This window comes from Roseateles sp. GW821-FHT09H11, assembly GCF_059415845.1.
On the sequence record NZ_JBWKOA010000001.1, the window covers coordinates 1,639,159 to 1,656,117 of the forward strand.

Annotated in this window: 21 protein-coding genes; 3 read left to right on the top strand and 18 right to left on the bottom strand. The window is 68.1% G+C overall.

Translation table 11 applies throughout. The annotated features are described in order from the left end of the window. Window positions 1–74: 74 nt before the first annotated feature. The 6 genes from AC07PR_RS06875 to rpsP all read right to left on the bottom strand — a co-directional run bounded on the left by AC07PR_RS06875 (window position 75) and on the right by rpsP (window position 4,329). Window positions 75–1,064 carry a CobD/CbiB family protein gene (locus AC07PR_RS06875; RefSeq protein ID WP_495134809.1) on the bottom strand — a complete coding sequence of 330 codons (990 nt, stop codon included), beginning with the start codon at window positions 1,062–1,064 and terminating at the stop codon, window positions 75–77. Between the two features lie 69 nt (window positions 1,065–1,133). Further along, window positions 1,134–1,937 carry an NUDIX hydrolase gene (locus AC07PR_RS06880; RefSeq protein WP_495134810.1) on the bottom strand — a complete coding sequence of 268 codons (804 nt, stop codon included), beginning with the start codon at window positions 1,935–1,937 and terminating at the stop codon, window positions 1,134–1,136. A 132-nt stretch (window positions 1,938–2,069) separates the two neighbouring features. Continuing rightward, window positions 2,070–2,435 carry a 50S ribosomal protein L19 gene (gene rplS / locus AC07PR_RS06885; protein WP_297523974.1) on the bottom strand — a complete coding sequence of 122 codons (366 nt, stop codon included), beginning with the start codon at window positions 2,433–2,435 and terminating at the stop codon, window positions 2,070–2,072. Window positions 2,436–2,617: 182 nt separating this feature from the next. Further along, window positions 2,618–3,418, bottom strand: coding sequence for a tRNA (guanosine(37)-N1)-methyltransferase TrmD (gene trmD, locus AC07PR_RS06890; RefSeq protein WP_495134811.1), 801 nt, complete (start codon window positions 3,416–3,418; stop codon window positions 2,618–2,620). A gap of 20 nt (window positions 3,419–3,438) precedes the next feature. Then, complete coding sequence (rimM, locus tag AC07PR_RS06895; protein WP_431102598.1) at window positions 3,439–4,035, bottom strand: ribosome maturation factor RimM; 597 nt, start codon at window positions 4,033–4,035, stop codon at window positions 3,439–3,441. A gap of 18 nt (window positions 4,036–4,053) precedes the next feature. After that, entirely contained in the window at window positions 4,054–4,329 is a 276-nt protein-coding gene (rpsP, locus tag AC07PR_RS06900) for a 30S ribosomal protein S16 (protein WP_377156057.1), read from the bottom strand. A 266-nt stretch (window positions 4,330–4,595) separates the two neighbouring features. On the opposite strand from rpsP, the gene AC07PR_RS06905 reads away from it, so the two are divergent. Together AC07PR_RS06905 and AC07PR_RS06910 are read left to right on the top strand one after the other, a co-directional pair. Next, a complete protein-coding gene (locus tag AC07PR_RS06905) occupies window positions 4,596–5,213 on the top strand; it encodes a GNAT family N-acetyltransferase (protein WP_377156059.1) in 618 nt (205 codons plus the stop codon). Beyond that, window positions 5,210–5,683 (top strand): NINE protein, encoded by a 474-nt coding sequence (locus tag AC07PR_RS06910; protein WP_377156060.1) that lies wholly within the window; start codon window positions 5,210–5,212, stop codon window positions 5,681–5,683. The genes AC07PR_RS06905 and AC07PR_RS06910 overlap by 4 nt, the downstream gene beginning before the upstream one ends. 10 nt (window positions 5,684–5,693) lie before the next feature. Here the strand turns inward: AC07PR_RS06910 and AC07PR_RS06915 are convergent, their stop codons facing one another. The 9 genes from AC07PR_RS06915 to murJ form a co-directional block, all read right to left on the bottom strand. Then, on the bottom strand, window positions 5,694–6,704 hold the full coding sequence (locus tag AC07PR_RS06915; RefSeq protein ID WP_377156061.1) for an inorganic phosphate transporter: 1,011 nt from the start codon (window positions 6,702–6,704) through the stop codon (window positions 5,694–5,696). Window positions 6,705–6,725: 21 nt separating this feature from the next. After that, window positions 6,726–7,373, bottom strand: coding sequence for a DUF47 domain-containing protein (locus tag AC07PR_RS06920; RefSeq protein WP_297523981.1), 648 nt, complete (start codon window positions 7,371–7,373; stop codon window positions 6,726–6,728). A 165-nt stretch (window positions 7,374–7,538) separates the two neighbouring features. Further along, the gene (locus AC07PR_RS06925; protein ID WP_495134812.1) at window positions 7,539–7,892 is read right to left on the bottom strand and encodes a DMT family protein; all 354 of its coding nucleotides are present in this window, start codon (window positions 7,890–7,892) and stop codon (window positions 7,539–7,541) included. A gap of 40 nt (window positions 7,893–7,932) precedes the next feature. Beyond that, the gene (folK, locus tag AC07PR_RS06930; protein ID WP_377156065.1) at window positions 7,933–8,433 is read right to left on the bottom strand and encodes a 2-amino-4-hydroxy-6-hydroxymethyldihydropteridine diphosphokinase; all 501 of its coding nucleotides are present in this window, start codon (window positions 8,431–8,433) and stop codon (window positions 7,933–7,935) included. Continuing rightward, window positions 8,430–10,061, bottom strand: coding sequence for a polynucleotide adenylyltransferase PcnB (pcnB, locus tag AC07PR_RS06935; protein ID WP_377156067.1), 1,632 nt, complete (start codon window positions 10,059–10,061; stop codon window positions 8,430–8,432). The genes folK and pcnB overlap by 4 nt, the downstream gene beginning before the upstream one ends. Beyond that, the gene (locus AC07PR_RS06940; RefSeq protein ID WP_495134813.1) at window positions 10,058–10,726 is read right to left on the bottom strand and encodes a histidinol-phosphatase; all 669 of its coding nucleotides are present in this window, start codon (window positions 10,724–10,726) and stop codon (window positions 10,058–10,060) included. The genes pcnB and AC07PR_RS06940 overlap by 4 nt, the downstream gene beginning before the upstream one ends. Window positions 10,727–10,778: 52 nt before the next feature. Next, complete coding sequence (hda, locus tag AC07PR_RS06945; RefSeq protein WP_377156071.1) at window positions 10,779–11,453, bottom strand: DnaA regulatory inactivator Hda; 675 nt, start codon at window positions 11,451–11,453, stop codon at window positions 10,779–10,781. Between the two features lie 123 nt (window positions 11,454–11,576). Then, on the bottom strand, window positions 11,577–12,353 hold the full coding sequence (locus tag AC07PR_RS06950; protein WP_377156073.1) for a SirB1 family protein: 777 nt from the start codon (window positions 12,351–12,353) through the stop codon (window positions 11,577–11,579). 56 nt (window positions 12,354–12,409) lie between these two features. Further along, complete coding sequence (murJ, locus tag AC07PR_RS06955; RefSeq protein ID WP_495134814.1) at window positions 12,410–13,984, bottom strand: murein biosynthesis integral membrane protein MurJ; 1,575 nt, start codon at window positions 13,982–13,984, stop codon at window positions 12,410–12,412. Between the two features lie 192 nt (window positions 13,985–14,176). Here murJ and rpsT point away from each other — a divergent pair, with 192 nt between their 5' ends. Then, a complete protein-coding gene (gene rpsT / locus AC07PR_RS06960; RefSeq protein WP_067269869.1) occupies window positions 14,177–14,473 on the top strand; it encodes a 30S ribosomal protein S20 in 297 nt (98 codons plus the stop codon). A gap of 60 nt (window positions 14,474–14,533) precedes the next feature. Here rpsT and AC07PR_RS06965 read toward each other — a convergent pair whose 3' ends face one another. The 3 genes from AC07PR_RS06965 to AC07PR_RS06975 all read right to left on the bottom strand — a co-directional run bounded on the left by AC07PR_RS06965 (window position 14,534) and on the right by AC07PR_RS06975 (window position 16,828). Then, the gene (locus AC07PR_RS06965) at window positions 14,534–15,340 is read right to left on the bottom strand and encodes an alpha/beta fold hydrolase (protein WP_377156076.1); all 807 of its coding nucleotides are present in this window, start codon (window positions 15,338–15,340) and stop codon (window positions 14,534–14,536) included. Then, entirely contained in the window at window positions 15,337–16,392 is a 1,056-nt protein-coding gene (locus AC07PR_RS06970; RefSeq protein ID WP_495134815.1) for a M14 family zinc carboxypeptidase, read from the bottom strand. Before AC07PR_RS06970 ends, AC07PR_RS06965 begins: the two co-directional genes overlap by 4 nt. A 100-nt stretch (window positions 16,393–16,492) precedes the next feature. Further along, a complete protein-coding gene (locus AC07PR_RS06975; protein ID WP_377156079.1) occupies window positions 16,493–16,828 on the bottom strand; it encodes a DUF3579 domain-containing protein in 336 nt (111 codons plus the stop codon). Window positions 16,829–16,959: the final 131 nt, after the last annotated feature.

Here is a 16,959-nt window from a genome sequence, read left to right on the forward strand (position 1 = left end):
TCAGTTTTGGAACGCTCGGCTTCGCCGCCGGACCCGGCCAAGCTCTGGAGAGCGTCTGCGCGCGGAAGGCGCACTCAGCCCACCAGGTTCGCCAGCGTCAGTAGGGCCAGCAGCATCATCCACAAGACAACCGAGCGCCAGACGAGGCCGACCACGCTCTGCAGGTGACCCAGTTGCGGTGGGACACCACCGGTGGAACCTTCCGCCCGCGTCGCATCCATGTCGCCGCCAGATTCGAAGGTCTTGCTCCGGTCGGGCGTGACGCCTGGAGCGGCGCTGCCGCCCAGTTGCACGCCGACGGCACCCGCGGCGGAAGCGAGGATGATCCCCTCGTTGTCGTGGGCCCACAGCGCCGAGTCGCGGCGCCAGGAACTCACCGCCTCCTCGAAGTTGCCCACGATCGCGAAGCCCGTCGCCGTCAGGCGCGCAGGGATGTGGTCGATCATCCCGAACAGCTTGCGCGAGAGCTCCATCAGGCGCTCGTTGGTCGGCGCGTCCAGCGTGCGGCTCTTGAAGGCCCAGTAGCGGCCGGCGAATTCAGCCATCCGGTACAGCACCGCGCCCGCCGGGCCCAGGCCCAGCGTCGAGAACAGCACGAACCAGAAGAACACCCCGAAGACATGCCGGTGCGCGGCAAGCAGCGAGTGCTCCAGCACGTGCCTCAGCAGCTCGGTACGCGGCAGCTCGCTGGCGTCGAGGTGACGCCACTCGGCGAGCAGGCGACGGGTCTCGAGCTCGTCGCCACGCTCCAGCGCGTCACGGATGTCGGTGAAGTAGTGGCTGAACTGGCGGAAGCCCAGCGTCAGATAGAGCACCAGCACATCCATCGCCAGCGAAAGCAGCAGGCTGTAGGGCCGCACGAGCGCGTAGATCGCCCCGACCAGCAGGGCCGGACCGACGACGGTGATCGTCCACACGACGGCCGCATGGTGCGACCGGCCCGCGTCGAAGTTGCGCCCGGTCCAGCGCACCCAGGCGATCATGCCTTGGTGGACCGGATTCCCGTGCGGCAGAGGCTTGAGCTGCTCGCACACCAGCGCCAGCAAGACCGCGAAGAAGTTCATGGCCCGGGATGATAGCGGCCCGCACACCCGTCGAAGAGGGATCGGTGTCCCCCTGCCCCCTGCCATGGCTCAGACCTGCAGGAAGCGGTAGAGATTGCGCAACATCGCGGCGGTCGCCCCCCAGATGAAGAACTCCTTCGAAGCGCCCGCCGTCAGCGTCACGTCGGGGTCCACGTTCGACACCGCAAGACCTGGCCCCGTCCACGGCATCGACAGGAACTGCCGTCGGCCTTTCAGGGGGCCGTTGTCGCTGGCGGCCTCCCCGGTCGCGTCGCCCGCGTCGTACTCGAAGGTGTGGCGCTGGTGGTGCGCGGGGTTCATCAGGAACTCCAGCGGGACCTCGAACGCCTCCGCCACCTCGAAGGCATCCAGCCGCAGCGAGAAGCCCGGACGGATCAGACCCACCACCGGCGTGACCTCGTAGGCTGTCACCGTGCGATAGACAGGCAGCTGGCCGATCAGGTCCACGTAGCGCTCGTCGAGGCCGATCTCCTCCTCCGCCTCGCGCAGCGCCGTGCGCTCGGGCGAGCCGTCCTCCGGCTCGGCGCGGCCGCCGGGGAAGCTGATCTGGCCGGCATGGTCCCGCAGATGCGCCGTGCGTTGCGTCAGCAGGACGTGCAGGCCTTCGGCGCGCTGCACCAGCGGGATGAGCACCGCGGCCTGCGCTGTCGTGCGGCCCGGGAAGAGGCCGCCGTCGCCGGGCAGCTCCGGGTCGATGCTCAGCGGGTGCAGGAAGCGCTCACGCAGCCAGCCCGGGGTCAGACGCTCACGGGGGACGGCGGGGAGATGCGCATCGGTGCCGGTGACGGGGATGGCGCGGGGATCCTGGATGGCTGGACGGCTGGCGGGACGGCTGGAAGGAGGCGTCGGCATGCGGCAGGGTCGTCCGGTGTGCCGGACTTGTTCGTGGGCGCTCGGGGCGCGAAGCCCCGATTGGACGCCAGAAACGACAAAGCCGCTCCGGGCAGGGCCTTGGAGCGGCTTTGGGGTGGCTTGCGCCGAGGATCAGGCCGACTTGATGGCCAGCTTTTCCTTGATGCGCGCCGACTTGCCCGAACGCTGACGCAGGTAGTACAGCTTCGCGCGACGGACGTCGCCGCGGCGCTTGACTTCGATCGAAGCGATCAGCGGGCTGTACAGCTGGAACGTCCGCTCAACGCCTTCGCCGCTCGAGATCTTGCGGACGATGAAGTTGGAGTTCAGACCGCGGTTGCGGCGGGCGATCACGACGCCTTCGTAGGCCTGCACGCGCTTGCGGGTGCCTTCGACGACGTTCACGTTGACGATCACCGTGTCGCCAGGAGCGAAAGCGGGGATGGTCTTGTTCAGGCGAGCAATTTCTTCTTGCTCGAGGGTTTGGATCAGATTCACGAGGATCTCCTGTGATCTTGCCGGCGCGAATCAGGATGATTCCAGGACAGGACACCTTCGAAGGAATTCTTCGGCGCCGCCCGCGTGGGGATTCAACCAACGGTGTCAAAGCACCGCCCTTGCCCCATCAGCCCAGTAGAGGATCGGAAAAACCCGCGATTATAGACGTGGTTGGGCGATCGTCAAACTTCGCCCGTCTTGGCGATCGTTCCGCCCTGGGTCGTGCGCAGCGACGCGAGGAACTTCTCGTCCTTCTTGTCGAGCTTGCCGTCGCGGCGCGCGGCCTCGATCAACTCGGGCCGGCGGCGCCATGTCAGCGCCAACGACTGCTCGCGACGCCAGCGGGCGATCTCGGCATGATGGCCGGACAGCAGCACCGGCGGCACCGGCAACGGGCCGTCGGGCGTCTCCAGAACCTCCGGGCGGCTGAAGTGCGGGCAGTCCAGCAGCCCGTCGGAGAAGCTGTCCTGCTGGTGCGAGGCGGCGTCGTTCAGCACGCCGTCCTGCAGACGCGCGATCGCATCGAGCATCGCGATGGCCGGCAGTTCGCCGCCGGACAGCACGAAATCGCCGAGGCTGATCTCCATCGACACGTGGCGGTCCAGCACACGCTGGTCGATGCCTTCGTAGCGGCCGCAGAGCAGGATGGCGCCCTCGCCTTGCGCAAGCTCTTGAGCCAGCGCCTGGTCGAGCTTGCGTCCGGTGGGGCTGAAATGGATCACCGCCGGAGCGCCGGGATGGGTGGCCGCACGATCGGCCTTCACGGCCGCGAGCGCGCGCTCCAGCGGCGCCGCCAGCATGACCATGCCGGGACCGCCGCCGAAGGGACGGTCGTCGACACGACGGTAGTTGTCTTCCGCATAGTCGCGCAGCTGCCAGAGCCGCACGTCGACCTGTTTGCTCTCGTACGCGCGACGCGTCACGCCGACCCGCAGGAAGGGGTCGAAGAGTTCAGGAAAGAGGGTGAGAACGTCGAAGCGCATGGGCATCGGGCCCGACGGCTTCAATAGTCCAGATCCCAGTCCACGGGGATGACCCGCGCGGCCTTGTCGACGGTGCCGACAAACGCGTTCACGAACGGGATCAGGATTTCCTCGTCCGGCTTGACCGGCGCCGTCTTGCCGGCGGGCAGGATGCGCAGCACGCAGTGCGGGCCGGTGTCGATCAGGTCGATCACCTCGCCCAGCGTCTGGCCGTCCTTGTTGACGACGCTCATGCCGATCAGGTCGACCCAGTAGAACTCGTCCTCGCCGGTGTCCGGGAACACGCTGCGCGAGACGAAGATGCGGGCACCCTTGAGCGCCTCGGCGCCGTTGCGGTCCGCCACGCCTTCGACCTGGGCGACGATGCCGTCCGCATGGTCGCGGACGGAAAGAATCTTGAGCACGGGGGGCACGACATGCGGCTTGCCCGGCAGGGCCTTCTCGCTCGGCTTCATGAACCAGCGGCGAGAGGCGAAAAGCGCCTGGGCATCGGCGGAGTGGCTGAGGATCTTCAGCCAGCCCTTGATGCCCCAGGCGTCCAGCACGCGCCCGACCTCGATGGCGTCCTCCGGAAAGGCCGGAGAACTCTCGATGACGTCGTCGGGCGCTTGCTTCATCTGCTGCGATCCGAAGGATTAGGCAGCGACGGCGGCGGCCGGAGCGGCAGCCGACTTCTTGGACACGTCGACCAGGCGGGCGACGGCCGGCGACAGCTGGGCGCCGGTGCCGACCCAGTAGGACACGCGGTCCTGGGCGACGCGCAGGCCTTCGGCGTTGCCGGTGGCGACGGGGTTGTAGAAACCGACGCGCTCGATGAAGCGGCCATCGCGACGATTGCGGCTGTCGGTCACGACGATGTTGTAGAACGGACGCTTCTTGGAGCCACCGCGGGAGAGTCGAATAACGACCATGATCTATCCTTCAGGTTTTGAGCGTTCCACCGCACCAGGGAGACACACAGGGGCAAGCAGACAATTGAATCGATTTTTCGTTGGGCACGCGTGTGTCGCGAAAGATCCCCACGAAAGGTCGACAGCTGGCCCTGTAGATACGCCCCCGGACTGTCATCGCACAAGCTCCGGATCAGGAAGCTTCGAAGCGTGACAGCCACACCCGGGGGCCAGCGCCAAAACCCGGCATTATAAACTCGCGTTTGACGCTTTGTCCTCCTCCCCCAATGACGACAACCACCAGCAGTTCCTCCCCCCTCCTGATCCGCCCCAGCCTGGAGGGCGACATCGCCGCGATCCAGCAGATCTACGAGCACGCGGTGCTGCACGGCACCGGCACCTTCGAGACCGACGTGCCCGACCGCGCCGAGATGGGCCGCCGCCGCACCGAGGTCCTCAGCCGCAGCCTGCCGTACCTGATCGCGGAGCGTGACGGGCAGGTGCTCGGTTTCGCCTACGCCAACTACTTCCGCCCGCGCCTGGCCTACCGCTACTTCGTCGAGGACTCGATCTACCTGTCTCCCCAGGCCCAGGGCCAGGGCGTCGGCCGCTTGCTGCTGGCCGAACTGATCGCCCGCTGCGAGGCGGCAGGCGCCCGCCAGATGGTGGCCGTGATCGGCGATTCGCAGAACCTCGGTTCGATCGGCGTGCACCGCAGCCACGGTTTCGAGGACATCGGCGTCATGAAGGCCGCCGGCTGGAAGTTCGGCAAATGGCTCGATGTCGTGCTGATGCAACGCCAGCTGGGTCAGGGTGACACCAGTTCGCCCACCGGTGCGACGCCCGCGACCGCGGCGGCCTCGCCGGCGGCCCCTTCCACGCCTGCCGAAACGCCCGCCGCATGAGCGCCGTCGCTCCCGACGCCGGCGGCGCGGCGGACCTCAAGTCCAAGACCGTGGCCACCTGGCTGAGCTTCGCGCTCGGCAGCCTCGGGGCGCATCGTTTCTACCTGCACGGATTCAGCGACAAGCTCGCCTGGCTGCATCCGCTGCCGACGCTGCTTGGCCTCTATGGTGTGCACCGCATGGACACGCTGGGCCAGGACGACGTCGCCGCCTGGTTCCTGATCCCGCTGCTCGGGCTGATGATCGCCCAGAGCATGCTGGCGGGCATCGTCTACGGCCTGATGCCCGACGAACGCTGGGCCGACCGCTTCAACCCCGGACAACCGGTGCGCAAGACCGGCTGGCTGCCTATCCTGGGCGTGATCGCCTGCCTGATGGTGGGCGGCGCCTGTCTGATGGCGACGATCGCCTTCTCGGCGCAGCGCTACTTCGAGTCGCAGGTCGAAGCCGCCCGCGAGATCAGCCAGTAGCGCGCCGCGCTCAGAACAGCGTGAAGCTGATCCAGTAGAACAGCCCGGCGATGAACGCCGACGCCGGGATTGTGAAGATCCAGGCCCAGACGATGTTCCCCGCCACCCCCCAGCGCACCGACGACGCGCGCTGCGTCGACCCCACGCCGACGATGGCGCCGGTGATGGTGTGCGTGGTGGACACCGGAATGCCCAGGGAAGTCGCCAGGAACAGCGTGATCGCGCCGCCGGTTTCCGCGCAGAAGCCGCCGACCGGTTTGAGCTTGGTGATTTTCTGCCCCATCGTGCGGACGATGCGCCAGCCGCCGAACATGGTGCCCAGGCCGATCGCCAGGTAGCAGACGACGATGACCCAGGTCGGCGGCGAATGTTCGCCGGCGCCCGCGTAGCCGGAGGCGATCAGCAGCATCCAGATCAGGCCGATCGTCTTCTGCGCGTCATTGCCGCCATGGCCCAGGCTGTACAGACCGGCCGAGACCAGCTGCAGCCGCCGGAACCAGTTGTCCACCCGCAGCGGCGAACTGCGTCTGAACACCCAGGCCACGGCCACCATCAGCAGCGAGCCCAGCAGGAACCCCAGCAACGGCGAGACGAAGATGAACAGCACCGTCTTGCCGATGCCGCTCATGATCAGACCCTTGGTGCCTGCCTTGGCGATCGCCGCGCCGACGAGGCCGCCGATCAGCGCATGCGACGAGCTCGACGGGATGCCGTAGAACCAGGTGATCACGTTCCACGCGATCGCGCCGATCAGCGCGCCGAAGATCACATGGTGATCGACGATGGACGCGTCGATCGACCCCTTGCCGATCGTCGCCGCCACCTTCAGCTCGAAGAACAGCACCGCGATCACGTTGAAGAAGGCCGCGAAGAGCACGGCCTGCTGCGGCTTGAGGACGCCGGTCGACACGACCGTGGCGATCGAGTTCGCCGCGTCGTGGAAGCCGTTCATGAAGTCGAAGGCGACGGCCAGCACCACGAGCATGGCCACGACCCAGAAGGCCACGTGCATCGTTCCCATGGGAGACGCTCCGGGACCGGGTCAGGAATTCTCGAGGACGATGCCCTCGATCAGGTTGGCGACGTCCTCGCAGCGGTCGGAGATCGATTCCAGCTGCTCGTAGATCGCCTTGAGCTTGATCAGCTCGCGCACGTCCTCCTGCTCGCGGAACAGCTTGGACATCGCGGCGCGCATCACACGGTCGGCGTCGGACTCGAGCTTGTCGATCTCCTCGCAGGCCTTGATGGCGGCTTCGGCGGTCTTGGGCTCGCTCAGCTTGGGCAGCAGCGTCACGGCGTGCTTGACGCGTTCGCAGCACTTGGCCGACAGCTCGCCCAGGCGCAGCACTTCCTCGGGGATGGAGCGCACGTCGTAGAGCTGCATCGTCTCGCTGGAGTCCTGCAGCAGGTCCAGGATGTCGTCCATCGCGTTGATCAGGCCGTGGATCTGCTCGCGGTCGATCGGCGTGATGAAGGTGCGATGCAGCAGCCGGTTCACCTCGGCGGTGACGCGGTCGGCGTGGTGCTCGGCCTTGTCCACCTCGGCGGCGTATTTCTCGCGCAGCGTCAGGTCGTTGTAGTTCTGGATCATGAGCATGAAGGCGCGCGCGCCTTCGACGATCTGCGTGCCGTGCTCATTGAACAGTTCGAAGAAATTGCCCTCTCGGGGCAGCAGCTTGCCGAAAAACATGGGGGAGGCTCCGCGCCGTGCGATCCGCGCCGGATCGTCACAATTGATTCATTTCCGTGTCACGGAAAACCCGCGAGTGTAGCCGCCCCATGGCCCGTTGGAGCCACGGCCTGCGCACACCCCGACGTCTGCGGGTCTGCCTCGCCCCTCCGGGGGACGGGAATTTCAGCTGCGGAAGATGAAGTAGACGGCCCCCATCAGGCACAGACCGGCCCAGAGGTGGTCCGTCTTGAACGGCTGGTTCATGAAGAACATCGAGAAGGGCACGAACACCGCCAGCGTGATCACTTCCTGCGTGATCTTGAGCTGCGCCAGCGTGAAGCCGCCCTGGTAGCCGATCCGGTTGGCCGGCACCTGCAGCAGGTACTCGAACAGCGCGATGCCCCAGCTGATCAGCGCCGCGACATACCAGGGGCGCGCCGCCAGGTCCTTCAGGTGGCCGTACCACGCGAAGGTCATGAACACGTTGGACAGCGTCAGCAGGACGATCGTCTGCCAGCCGGCGGCGGTTGCGAACATGGGGCGAGCTCCCGAAAGGCTTGGACGTTGATTCGACTCGTCAGGGACGGCGAAGGCGCAAGGGCACGTCCTCGCGCTCGATGACCTGATCGGCGACCGACGGCAGGTGGCCTGCCAGCTCACCAAGACCCGGCGCGTCCAGCGTCGGAGCCAGCTCCAGCAGCGGGCGCAGCACGAAGGCGCGCTGATGCAGCCGCGGATGCGGGACGATGAGCCGATCCAGGTCGACGGTCTGGTCACCGTAGAGCAGCAGGTCCAGGTCGAGTGTCCGCGGCGCGTTGAGGAACGGCCGTTCGCGCCCATGGCGCAACTCGATGGCCTGCAGCGCCGCGAGCAGCGTCAGCGGCGGCAGTGTGGTCGTCACGCGGGCGACCGCGTTCAGGTAGTCGGGCCCCTCGCAGCCGACCGGCGCGCTGCGCCAGGCGGAGGAGACAGCCTCCAGGGTCAGATCCTTCACGTCGGCCAGGTCGGCGAGCGCCGCCTCGAGCGTGTGCCGCAGCTCGCCGAGGTTGGCGCCCAGCCCGACGTAGGCCGTGGTCATTCGTCGTTGGACGGGGCAGTGTCCGCAGGACCCGCGCCGCCTGCCGCCTTCGGCTTGCGACGACGGCGGCGCTTCTTGGCGGGGTGGCCCACGCCGCCCTCGCCTTCCGCGGCGTCGACCGCTTCGGCATCGATCGGCAGCGCGGCCGCCGATTCACCGCTGACAGGCATCGTCGAGGGCGTGCTCACCGCACCGCGCGGCACCGAGTGGACACGGCCGCCGCCCGCCTTGGGCTTGCTGCGCGGACCGCCCTGGCGCTGCGTCTCGCGCGCCAGCTCGAGGAGCGCACGACGCTCGTCCTCGGTGCCCAGCGCGAAGTCTTCCCACCAGTCGGCCAGGGCCGGATCGATCTCGCCCGCCTCGGCGCGCAGCGCCAGGAAGTCGAAGCCGGCGCGATAGCGCGGCTGCTCGATCAGCCGGTGCGGACCGCTGCCGGTGCGGCGCTCGAAGCGCGGCTGCATCATCCAGATCTCGCGCATGTCCGCCGCGAGCTTGCCGCGACCGGAGATGTCCCCGACGCGCGCGTCGAAGACCAGGTCGATCGCCTGCTGCAGCGCCGCCACTGCGCCTTCGCCGCCGTCGATCAGGCGCGTCCAGCGCTGCTGGACTTCGCCCCACAGCATGCAGGCGAGCATGAAGCTCGGCGCCACCGAGCGGCCTTCTTCGACCCGCTTGTCGGTGTCTTCCAGCGCCAGGCGGACGAACTTGCCGTGCACGTTGTCCGGCAGCGCGCCGTCCTTGTCGAGCACCGCGTCCAGGATCGGGAACACGCCGCGCGCCAGGCCCTGCTTGCGCAGCTCGTCGATGCTGGCCAGCGCGTGGCCGGTCTGCAGCAGCTTGATCATCTCGTCGAACATCCGCGACAGCGGCACGTTCGCGAGCAGCGGCGCCATGACGGCGATCGGCGCGCGGGTCTTGGGCTCGATCGTGAAGCCCAGCTTCGCGGCGAAGCGCACGGCGCGCAGGATGCGGACCGGGTCCTCTCGGTAGCGGGTCTCGGGGTCGCCGATCATCCGCAGCACCTTCTTGCGGGCGTCGGCCAGACCGCCGTGGTAGTCGACCACCAGCTCGCGCTCCGGGTTGTAGTACATCGCGTTGACGGTGAAGTCGCGTCGCGCGGCGTCCTCGATCTGCGGGCCCCAGACGTTGTCGCGCAGCACGCGGCCGGACGCGTCGACGACGTGCGACTTGCCCTCCAGCGCGCCCTTGGACGTCTTCTCGTTGCCCTGCACCTGTTCGGCGTCGTCTTCCTTGAGCAGCGCCCGGAAGGTCGAGACCTCGATCACCTCGTGCTCGCGGCCGCGGCCGTAGACCACGTGGACGATGCGGAAGCGCCGACCGATGATGAAGGCGCGTCGGAACTGGTTTTTCACCTGTTCCGGCGTGGCGTCGGTGGCGACGTCGAAGTCCTTGGGCCGGCGGCCCAGCAGCAGGTCGCGCACGGCGCCGCCGACGATGAAGGCCTCGTAGCCCGCGTCGGTCAGTCCCTTGACGACCTTGACGCCACGCTCGTCGAGCAGGGCCGGATCGATGCGGTGTTCCTCCGCGCCGATCTCCACGCGCTTGCCCAGGGGCGTGGCGGTACTTTCGGGCTTGCCCAACAACTTGTTGATGAATTTCTTGATCATTCGAACAGCTTCAGTATCGGCCAGCCGCGCTCGCGCGCCAGCGCCTCGAGGGCCGAGGTGGGGTTGGTCGCCACCGGATGGCTGACCCGATCCAGCAGCGGCAGGTCATTCATCGAGTCGCTGTAGAAATGCACGCGCTCGAAATCCTCCCAGCGGCGCCCCTGCGCCGCCAGCCATTCGTTCACGCGCACGATCTTGCCCGCCTGGAAGGACGGAGTTCCGTGCACGCGCCCGGTGAACGACCCGGTCGCGTCGCGCTCCAGCTGCACGGCGATCAGGTGGTCGATGCCGAAGGCCTTGGCGATCGGCGCGGTCACGAATTCGTTGGTCGCCGTCACCACGACCACCAGATCCCCGGCGTCCAGGTGGCGCTGCACGAGTGCGCGCGCATTGTCGCGCAACATCGGCGCGATGATCCGGGCCATGAAATCGGCGCGGGCCGCCTCGGCCTCGCCCAGCGGGCGGGCGCGCCAGACCGAGGTGGCGAACTCGACGTACTCGTCCAGGTCGAGGTTCCCGCGCTGGTAGTCGGCGTAGAACCCGTCGTTGCGGGCGGCCCAGGCGGCGCCGTCGGCCCAGCCGATCTCCACCATGTAGCTGCCGAAGGCGTGGTCCGAGTCCTGCGGGATCAGCGTGCCGTCGAGGTCGAACAGGGTCAGGTCCACGTCGAAATCCTTGAAAGATCTTGAAAGCGAAGCAACCGGCAGCGTCGCGCCCTCAGGCGTGCGCCCCCTGGTCGGCGAGCATCTGGCGCAGCAGCGGCACGGTGACCGCCCGCTTGCTGGCCATGGCGAATTCGTCCAGCCCGTCCAGCAGCGTCATCAGGTGCTTGAGGTCGCGGGCATAGCGGGTGAGCAGGTAGTCGATGACGTCGTCGGTCAGTGCGATGCCGCGCCGGTCGGCCTCGCGGCGGAGCACGGCGCGCACCTCAGCCTCCGACAGGGGCTGCAGCGCGAAGGTCGGGCCCCACCCGAGCCGGGTGCGCAGGTCCTCGCGCAGGTCCAGGTCCACCGGCGGCGCGGTACCGGTCGAGACGACCGCCAGCCCCAGCGTGGCCGCCTCGACGAACAGCGCGAAGGCCGCATGCTGCTGGCCGGGGTCGAAGCGCTGGGCGTCGTCGAGCAGCAGCAGACTGGGGTGGGTGGGCAGTTCCCAGGGCAGCGGGGTGTCGGCGTCGTACCAGCCGACCTGCGCGCCGGCCTGCTGCCAGTGGCGCGCGAGCGCGCGCAGCAGGTGCGTCTTGCCGCTGCCGGGCGGCCCCCACAGGAACACCGGCGGCGAGCCAGTCCCCAGCGCCAGCACATGCGTGAGGGCCGCGGTGTTGGCACCGGTGAGGAGCGTGTCAAAGGTGTAGTCGGGCTCGGGACCGAGCGACAGCGGGATCTGCTTCAAACCACTTCAGCGTTGGATGGCGGGGCGACGTCGGCGACGCGGAGGTCGGCAACAGGGAGGTCACACCCTCAGGAAGAGGGGGATTCTATGCGTCGCCCGGCGCCCCTCCCCCGTCGTGCACCCTCAATGGAGGGTGGCGGGTCCGCCACCCGCATCGCGCAGCTGCTGCAGACTCTGCTCGAGCTCCGCGCGCTCCCCGCGGTCGTCGGGCAGCAGCGCCACGAGTTTGCGCTGGACCGCCAGCAGCCGGGGCAGGTCCTGCTGGTCCATGTGGATCTGCTTGAGGTTGCGCAACATGCGCGCCAGGATCTGCCGCGGCGCCGCCGTGCCCAGGAAGGCATCCAGCGACATCGGCTCCTGCGGCATCAGGCCGGCACGCTCGCGCCAGGGGCTGAGGAACTCGTCGAGTTCGCCACGCCCCAGCGAACGTCCGCTGAACGGGTCCAGCACGACCTCGCCCTGCGGCAGGCGCAGCTTCATCAGGAAATGGCCGGGGAAGCTGACGCCCTTGACCTGCAGGCCGACGTGCGAGGCCAGCTCCATGTAGATGATCGCCAGCGAGATCGGGATGCCGCGACGCGTGGCGAGCACCTGGTGGAGGTAGCTGTTGCCGACGGCGTAGTAGTCGTTGACGTTGCCCGCGAAGCCGAGTTCGCCGTGGAAGTACTGGTTGAGCATGCGCAGCCGGTGGCTGGGCGGCGCATCGGCGGGGAGACGGTGGCGCAGCCGTTCGCCGAGACGGTCCAGCTCGGCCATCACCTGCTGCACGTCCAGCCGGGGCACTTCGTCGAGCGCGATCGCCGTGGCGGCCTCGGCCAGGTTCAGCGTGTCGTCGTCGGCAACCAGCGTCGAGAAATAGTCCAGCGCCGACGGCACCGTCCACTGCAAAGGCGAACTCATGCGCCCGAGTCTACGCCCACCGCCGCCGCCGGAAACCGGAGACGACGCCCCCGGGTTCAGGCCCGGCGAGCGAACTGGCGCAGCTTCACGCCCAGCAGCAGCAGCACGCCGAAGTACAGCAGGGCCGAGGCGCCGAGACTCAGCGCCATCCAGCCGGCGCGCGCCAGTTCGAAGTGGAAGCCCTTGCCGCCGACCCAGGCGACATTCCCGGCCAGCCACCATTGCAGCGCGCCCATGGCAGCGCTGGCGATCAGCACGCGCAGCAGGAACAGCATCCAGCCGGCTTCCGGCGCGTAGGTGCCGAGCTTGCGCAGGCCACGCAGCAGCAGCAGCGCATTGACGACGGCGCCCAGGCCGATCGACAGCGACAGGCCCGCGACGCCGATCTTGAATCCGAAGACGAAGATCGCGTTGAACACCTGCGTCAGGATCAACACGCCGACGGCGATGCGCACCGGCGTGCGCATGTCCTGACGGGCGTAGAAACCAGGCGCCAGCACCTTGATCGACACCAGCCCCATCAGGCCCAGCCCGTAGCCCATCACGGCGTGCGCGGTATGGGCGACGTCCTCCGCCCGGAAGGCGCCGCGCTGGTAGAGCACCGCCACCAGCGGCTCGGCGAAGACCAGCAGCGCGACCGCGCAGGGCAGCGCCAGCAGCAGGGTCAGGCGCAGGCCCCAGTCGAGCAGGCCCGAGTATTTCTCCGTCTCGCCCTTGGCCGTGCTGGCCGCCAGCTGCGGCGTCAGCACCACGCCCAGCGCGACGCCGAGCAGCGCGATCGGGAACTCCATCAGGCGGTCCGCGTAGGTCAGCCAGGAGGCGGCGCCCTCGCCCACCGCGATCGCGATCTGCGTGTTGATCAGCAGCGAGAGCTGGGCCACGCCGACGCCCAGCAGCGCCGGTCCCATCTTGCGCAACACCTGGCGCACGCCTTCGTCGCCGGCGGCGCGGCGCAGGCCGGAGAGGTTCAGCGCGAAACGCGGCATCAGGCCGATGCGCCGCAGCGCCGGCACCTGCACGGCCAGTTGCAGGATGCCGCCGATCATGACGCCGAGCGCCAGCGAGTAGATCGGCTCATAGCCGTGGCGTGCCAGCACGGGTGTCAGGCCGTAGCCGCAGGCCAGCGAAGCGAGGTTCAGCAGCACCGGCGTCACCGCCGGCACGATGAAGCGTTTCCAGGTATTCAGGATGCCGGCCGACAGCGCCACGAGCGACATGAAGCCGATGTACGGGAACATCCACCGCGTCATCACGACGGCGGCCTCGTGCGCATCCCGGGACAACCCCGCTCCCAGCGTCCAGACCAGCACCGGGGCGCCGATCACGCCGATGACGCAGGTCGCCAGCAGCGCCCACAGCAGCACGGTCGCGACGGCGTCGATCAGGTGGCGCGTCGCCTCGTCGCCGTCCTTGGCGCGCGCGGCGGCCAGCGACGGCACGAAGGCCTGCGAGAACGCGCCCTCGGCGAAGAGCCGCCGCAGCATGTTGGGAATGCGGAACGCCACGTTGTAGGCGTCGGTCATCGCGTTGGCGCCGAACAGCCCCGCCACCATCTGTTCGCGGACCAGCCCCGTGATGCGCGACAGCAGCGTGAAGACCGAAACGACGGAGGCGGTGCGGAGCAGGTTCATTCAGGCGACGGCGCGGAGGCTCTACGAAGGCAGCACGGAAACGGTGCGTGGAACAATTCCCCTGGGGCATCGAGCCCCGGCGAACGACCGCGCATTATGGGTGGCCCGCCGCGGACGCCATACCTCGGGTTTGGTTTTTCCAATCCTGGCTGCTATACTCGCCGTCTTTGCACCAACTGGACCAATAAGACAATGGCAAGCTCTTCCAAAGCCAAGAAGAAAACCGTGCGTCTGGCCTCGGGCCGCAAGCGCGCACGTCAAGACGTCAAGCTGAACGCCGCCAACTCGGCGCTGCGTTCGAAGTTCCGCACGGTCATCAAGAACGTGCAAAAGGCGATCGTCACGGGTGACAAGGCCAAGGCCGCCGACCTGTTCAAGACCGCCCAGCCCGTGATCGACTCGGTCGCCGACAAGGGCATCTTCCACAAGAACAAGGCTGCTCGCCACAAGAGCCGCCTGTCTTCGAAGATCAAGGCGCTCGCCGCCTGATAGCAAAGTCCAGCTCTGGTGCACGGAAAGCCCGCCAATCGGCGGGCTTTTTCGTTGGGCTCAGAGCGGCATCGGCGTCGTGATCTGTCCGACGACCTCGCGCACGTGGAGCCAGTCCACGACGTTGCGCGCCACCCATTCCCCGTCATCGAGCGGCAGGTCGTGCCCCGCGTGCCGGTGCAGCCGCAGCGGCGCACCCCACGCCCGGCTGATGGCCTGCGAGCAGCGCCAGTCGACCAGCGAGTCCCCCTGGCTGCACAGCAGCAGCATCGGCGGCTCGGGCTTGGCCAGGCTGGCGCGGTAACGCGCCGCCGCCAGCAGCTGCCGCAGCGCATTGCGACGTCGCACCGGGTGCTGGCGCTGGATCGAGACCCAGTCGTCGATCACCTGGTCCGGCTGACGCTGCATCCGCGTCGTCATCTGCAGCACCTTGGCCTCGCGCTGGCGCAGGCTCAGCCGCGTCAGGCTGAGCAACAGCAATGACCAGTAGTTCGACGGCCTCAGCCGCCGGAAGAAGGCGCTGAAGGGCCTCAGGCTGGTGTTGATGAGCACGATGCCGTCGAGCTCGCGCGGATGGCGCGACGCCCATTCGCTGGCGACCATGGCACCCAGCGACATCGCCAGCACCTGATACGGCGGGGGAACGCCGCGACGACGCAATTCCGCACGGCAAGCCTCCATCATCGCGTCGACATGGGTCGGACTGCTCTGCCGATGCTTGTCGCCATTGCCGGGCAGGTCGAGCAGTTCCAGCCGGGCGTCCGGCTGCTGCACCCGCAACGCGCGCAGCAGGCGCGCGGGGAAGTCCCCCCAATGGCCGCTCTCGCGGGTCAAGCCGCGCAGCAGCACCCAGGTGTGGACGCTCATCGAGCGGTCCTCCGATACCAGCGAATCAACGCCTGCTCCCCGTGATCGATTCTTGTGTCCGGTCCTGGCAACCACCGCAACGCGCTCTGCGTCGCACGTGTCATGAAGTCCATCCAGGCCATGTGCCGTCGCAACACACGCTGCTGTCGATGTGCGATCAGCGGGTTGAACATGCCGTGCCGGGAGAGTAGCTGGCGCGGGTTTTTCTTCACCCACAGCCATGACCCCATTTCGAGCGTCATCGGCAGGAAGATCCCCCGATCAAGGGAGAGGGACTCATCGTAGAGGTGGTCCCACAGGTCGCCGTGGGTCAGGTAGTGCCGGCTCTGCGGCTCCATCACGTAGGGATGCGGGGACAGGCATTGATCGAGCACCTCGCACAGCGCGTGGATCTCGGCGAGGTGATGCATCGGACGGCGCGTGCGCGCATAGGGGAACCAGATGCGGTCGCGCAGGCCGAAGCCGCTGTGGAAGTCGATGGCCACAGAGATCGGCCGCCCCAGCAGTTCCTCGCGGACGAATCGGCACAGCGCCTCGCTCTCGACCTGCAGCGGCGCGCCGGTCAGCCCGCGGTAATACGGCAGATGCGGGGACAGGCGATGCCCGCCGACCAGGAAGGGCACGCCGCGGTCGGCGTCCTGCGGCGCGTTGCGCATCAGGTCGACGCCCTGCGGATTCGCGCGCGACCCGGCCAGCACGCCACCCGGATTGACGACCGGAAGGAACACGAGCCGCAGCGACTCGAGCTGCTGATGCAGGCTGAGGTCCCAGCGCAGCCGGCGCACCAGGCTGCCGAGGTAGGCCAGCACCACCTGCGCGCCGATGCGCTCCAGGCCGTGGACCCCGCCGATGAAACCGAGCGCGGGCACCGCGGGATCAGGATTGCCCAGGGTCACGCCGATCACCGGCAGCGGGCCGCCGACGGTGCTCACGGTCGCGAGTTCGCGGGCCTGCAGCATCGACCCGCCCTGGTCGATCAGGCGCAGCAACTGCTGCATTTCCGGCAGGACGGCCGCGGCCCGGGAGCCCGCGTCGGCGGTGAAGACGGCCATGTCCAGGGAGCCCGGTGGGGAGGTCGCGGCGAACCCGTCAGCGTAGTCGCAAGGACGCGGGCCGGCGATGGCCCGAACGGGCCAGCGGGCCTTCAGCGCTTCAGGCCTTGCCGGATTCCCGATCGCCGGGCAGCAGGCAGGCGTCGACGACCTGCAGCTTGTTGTCACGGGCGAAGTTCATGACGAACTCCCAGGCCATCGGTTCGACAGACTTCAGCGCCTCGTTGACGATCACGCACTTGATGCCGTCGATGACGCGCGGCACGCAGTAGGGCGAGTAGCCGAGGTAGGCGTCGCGGCCGCTGCGGGTGCCGCCGGGACGGAAGCAGGACATGGCCCCAGCCAGACGTTCGGCCCAGTCGCTCGGGCGGAAGGTGCGGCCATCCGTGGTGATCCCCTGGATGAACACTTCTCGCGGCTTGGGCTGCTCAGTCATTGGCTACGGTCTCACGCGTCCCGGCAAAAACGCTATTGTGCCCTGGATGTGTTGCGCCGCAGCACAGGTGGGCTTCTGCTCGCCCGCTGGTCAGCGCGGCTTGTCTGGCTGTGCAGGAGGAATCTCCTCAC

What these genes read in the sequence shown, in the direction of transcription:
- murJ (WP_495134814.1), bottom strand. Translation starts at nt 13,984, where the DNA reads ATGAACCTGCTCCGCACCGCCTCCGTCGTTTCGGTCTTCACGCTGCTG.
- trmD (WP_495134811.1), bottom strand. Translation starts at nt 3,418, where the DNA reads ATGCGCTTCGACGTTCTCACCCTCTTTCCTGAACTCTTCGACCCCTTC.
- folK (WP_377156065.1), bottom strand. Translation starts at nt 8,433, where the DNA reads ATGACCACGGCCTACGTCGGGCTGGGCGCCAACCTCGGCGAGCTGCGG.
- AC07PR_RS06915 (WP_377156061.1), bottom strand. Translation starts at nt 6,704, where the DNA reads ATGGGAACGATGCACGTGGCCTTCTGGGTCGTGGCCATGCTCGTGGTG.
- AC07PR_RS06880 (WP_495134810.1), bottom strand. Translation starts at nt 1,937, where the DNA reads ATGCCGACGCCTCCTTCCAGCCGTCCCGCCAGCCGTCCAGCCATCCAG.
- AC07PR_RS06910 (WP_377156060.1), top strand. Translation starts at nt 5,210, where the DNA reads ATGAGCGCCGTCGCTCCCGACGCCGGCGGCGCGGCGGACCTCAAGTCC.
- AC07PR_RS06975 (WP_377156079.1), bottom strand. Translation starts at nt 16,828, where the DNA reads ATGACTGAGCAGCCCAAGCCGCGAGAAGTGTTCATCCAGGGGATCACC.
- AC07PR_RS06905 (WP_377156059.1), top strand. Translation starts at nt 4,596, where the DNA reads ATGACGACAACCACCAGCAGTTCCTCCCCCCTCCTGATCCGCCCCAGC.
- rpsP (WP_377156057.1), bottom strand. Translation starts at nt 4,329, where the DNA reads ATGGTCGTTATTCGACTCTCCCGCGGTGGCTCCAAGAAGCGTCCGTTC.
- AC07PR_RS06875 (WP_495134809.1), bottom strand. Translation starts at nt 1,064, where the DNA reads ATGAACTTCTTCGCGGTCTTGCTGGCGCTGGTGTGCGAGCAGCTCAAG.
- rpsT (WP_067269869.1), top strand. Translation starts at nt 14,177, where the DNA reads ATGGCAAGCTCTTCCAAAGCCAAGAAGAAAACCGTGCGTCTGGCCTCG.
- AC07PR_RS06965 (WP_377156076.1), bottom strand. Translation starts at nt 15,340, where the DNA reads ATGAGCGTCCACACCTGGGTGCTGCTGCGCGGCTTGACCCGCGAGAGC.
- AC07PR_RS06920 (WP_297523981.1), bottom strand. Translation starts at nt 7,373, where the DNA reads ATGTTTTTCGGCAAGCTGCTGCCCCGAGAGGGCAATTTCTTCGAACTG.
- AC07PR_RS06950 (WP_377156073.1), bottom strand. Translation starts at nt 12,353, where the DNA reads ATGAGTTCGCCTTTGCAGTGGACGGTGCCGTCGGCGCTGGACTATTTC.
- rimM (WP_431102598.1), bottom strand. Translation starts at nt 4,035, where the DNA reads ATGAAGCAAGCGCCCGACGACGTCATCGAGAGTTCTCCGGCCTTTCCG.
- pcnB (WP_377156067.1), bottom strand. Translation starts at nt 10,061, where the DNA reads ATGATCAAGAAATTCATCAACAAGTTGTTGGGCAAGCCCGAAAGTACC.
- AC07PR_RS06970 (WP_495134815.1), bottom strand. Translation starts at nt 16,392, where the DNA reads ATGGCCGTCTTCACCGCCGACGCGGGCTCCCGGGCCGCGGCCGTCCTG.
- AC07PR_RS06925 (WP_495134812.1), bottom strand. Translation starts at nt 7,892, where the DNA reads ATGTTCGCAACCGCCGCCGGCTGGCAGACGATCGTCCTGCTGACGCTG.